We start from the raw sequence: 3051 nt of genomic DNA on the forward strand, positions 1-3051 counted from the left end.
AACTTCCTCGGCCAGCTCGACCGCGCCATCGGCCTGTCCAACGCGCTCGCCCGGGCGCTGTCGGCCGCGGCGCGCGCGGTGGACGGTGTGCGCCAGGGCGCCGGCCTGCTGAGCGAGGGCGAGCGGCTCGCCGCATTGCGCCGGCAGGCCGAAGCACTTTCTGCGCAGATCGGCCGGCTGGAGAGCGAGCAGGACGGCCGCGACAGCCTGCGCGCCCCGGTCCGCCGCGGCAGCATCCGTCCCGGCCTCGTGGGCACCGCCGAGCGGCAGGCCGGCGTCGACAGCCGCGCACGGCTGGAGGAGTTGCGGCGCGACTACTTCGCCACCCTCGCCGAGATCGACACCGCCGAGCGGGAGTCGCTCAACCGCCGACTGGAGGAGCAGGAGCGCGCCGGCCAAGCCGCCGCCGATGCCCGTCGCCGCCGCGCAACCCAGGACGTCCAGGAGCTCACCCGCGAGCTCGACGACCGCTTCCGGATCAACCGCGAATACGAGGAGCGGGTCCGCCGCCTGCGCGAGGCGGAGGCTGCCGGCGCCGTCACCGCCGCCGAGCGCACCCGCCTCGAGACCCTGGCCCTGCAGGAGCGCGACGAGGCGCTGCGCCGGCTCGAGCCCCGCGTCGCCGCCGTCCGGCGCGCGAGCACCGAGGTCGCCCGGGAGGCGCGCCAGGCCGAGCGCGAGGTCAACGAGATCCTGCGCGAGCGCGAGCGGCTGATCCAGGACAACGAGACCGCCTACGAGCGCTACCAGCGGCGGATGGAGCGGCTCTCCGACCTGGTGGTCCGATCGGAGCGGATCGGCCGTCCCGTTCCCGACGCCACGGTGCAGCGCGAGGCCGAGCGCGCCTTGGAGGAGCTGGAGCGCGCGGAGAACCGGGTCGAGGCGGCCGCGGAGCGCACCAACGACACGGTGCGCGAGCTCGGGCTCAGCTTCAGCAGCGCCTTCGAGGACGCGGTGGTCAAGGGCGAGCGGCTGTCCAAGGTCATGCAAGGCCTGCTGCAGGACATCGCGCGGATCATCGCCCGCCGCACGATCACCGAACCGCTGGGCAACGCCGTGTCCTCCGCGCTGTCGGGGTTCTCGTTCGGCAGCATGTTCAGCGGCATCGGCTCCTGGCTCGGCGGGCTGTTCCGCGCTGAGGGCGGGCCGGTCGCGGCCGGGCGGCCCTACATCGTCGGCGAGCGCGGCCCGGAGTGGTTCGTGCCCGACCAGGCCGGCACCGTCCTGCCGAACGGCGTCGCACCCGGCGGCCCGGTCATCCAGCAGACCATCAACATCGACGCGCGTGGGGCCGATGCCGGTGTCGAGGCGCGGCTGCGGCTGCTCGCCGGGCAGATCGCCCGCCAGGCCTCGGCGATGACGCTGGATGCCATCCGCCGCGGCGGCGCGGCCTACGACACCGTCAGGGGGTAAGGAGGAGGGGCGCGCATGACGGAATACGCCTGGCCCGCCGAGTTGCGCCCGTCGCGGCAGGTCTTCTACCTCCAGCCGAACACGCTGCGCTTCGTCTCGCCCATCACCCGCCAGGCGCAGGTGTTGCGCCGCGAGGGGGCGCGCTGGGTGGCCGAGCTGACCTTCGATCCGCTGAACGCCCGCCTCGCCGGCGTGCTGGAGGGGCTGCTCGCGGCGCTGGCCGGCGCAGTGAACACCGTCCGCCTGCGCGACTTCCGGCGCGAGTTCCGCACCGGCGATCCCAGGAGCCAGGGCGACGTGCCGAGCGGTCCGTTCTCCTTCGACGACGCGACGATCTTCACCGACGGGACGGGGATGGTGGTGGGCTCGGGGAACCCCGCCTTCGCGGCGGGGGCACCCAGNGGGGGCACCCAGGGGCGCGCTCTCCATCGCCACCCAGGGCTGGTACCCGAACGCCGTCGCCGTCGGGGCCGGGGACTACCTCGGCATCGCCGGTCGCCTCTACATGGCAACGGAGCGCGTCGTGGCCTCCGGCACCGGCACCGCGACCATCCCGATCGCCCCGCCGCTGCGAGCCGCGGCGCCGATCGGCGAGCCGCTGGTGCTGAGCAACCCGACCGTGCCGATGCGCCTGGTCTCTGACGACGAAAGCGCCAACCCGACCCGGCCGGGCCGCTTCACCGCCATCACCGCCCGCTTCGAGGAGGCGCTGCCGTGACCACCGAGGGCGATCCCGCGGTCCGCGCGACGCCGCGTCTCACGCTGCAGGCCTCGGCCGCAGCCACCGCGCCGGTCGTCGCCCCCGTCATCCTCTGCGAACTCGACTTCGCCAGCGGCCCCTTCCGGGTGTGGACGGGCCTTGGGGGGCTCTCCTGGGCCGGCCTGACCTTCGCCGGCATCGGCGACCTCGGCGCCATGTCGGAGGTGGAGGAGACGGTGGAGCTGCGCGCCGTGCGGCTGACCCTCACCCTCTCACCCGTGCCGCAGGAGGTGATCGACATCGCCCTCGCCGAGCGCAGCTTTCGGCTGCGGCCGGCGCGGCTGTGGTTGGCGCTGCTCGATGCCGAGGGCGCCTTCGTCGCCGACCCGTTCCCGCTCTGGACCGGGCTGATGGACACCATGGAGGTAGTGGACGGCGAGGAGCCGCGCGTGGCGCTGACCTGCGAGAGCCGCCTCGTCGACCTCGAGCGCGCCGAGGTGCGGCGCTACACCGACCCGGACCAGCAGGCCGAGTACCCGGGCGACCGCTTCTTCGAATTCGTGCCCGCCCTGCAGGACGCCGAGATCCGGCTGCCGGCGCGATAGCCGATGCGCCATCCCGACTGGGTCGCCCGGCTCGCAGCCCTGCTGCGGGAGGCCGAGACGCGCGCCTTCCATCCAAGGGAGTGGAACTGCGCGATCTTCGCGCTGGCCGCGGTGGAGGCGGTGACGGGAGAGCGGCCCGCCATCCGGGTGCTGCCCGACCTGGCGGCCTCCGCCGACAGCACCGGCTTGCCGCGCGTGGCGCCGCTGCTGGCGGGCATGGGAGACGTGGCGCTCGCCCCCGACCCCGACCGCCTCGGCGTGGTGCTCGACGCGGGCCGCGTCGCCTTCGTCGGACTGCGCGGACTGCTGCGCGCGCCGATCACCCTCTGCACC

3 protein-coding genes are annotated in these 3051 nt (G+C 74.5%); all 3 read left to right on the forward strand.

Annotated elements, in window-relative coordinates:
* Window positions 1-1413 (forward strand): coiled-coil domain-containing protein (locus tag ET526_RS20915; RefSeq protein ID WP_135471012.1); only part of this gene is annotated, 1413 nt, incomplete at its 5' end.
* Window positions 1414-2127: 714 nt separating this feature from the next.
* On the forward strand, window positions 2128-2718 hold the full coding sequence (locus ET526_RS20925; protein WP_037301929.1) for a hypothetical protein: 591 nt from the start codon (window positions 2128-2130) through the stop codon (window positions 2716-2718).
* Between the two features lie 3 nt (window positions 2719-2721).
* The coding region (locus ET526_RS20930; RefSeq protein WP_135471014.1) for a DUF6950 family protein at window positions 2722-3051 on the forward strand (330 nt) is incomplete at its 3' end.

The organism is Crenalkalicoccus roseus (assembly GCF_004761865.1).
Classification (GTDB): domain Bacteria; phylum Pseudomonadota; class Alphaproteobacteria; order Acetobacterales; family Acetobacteraceae; genus Crenalkalicoccus; species Crenalkalicoccus roseus.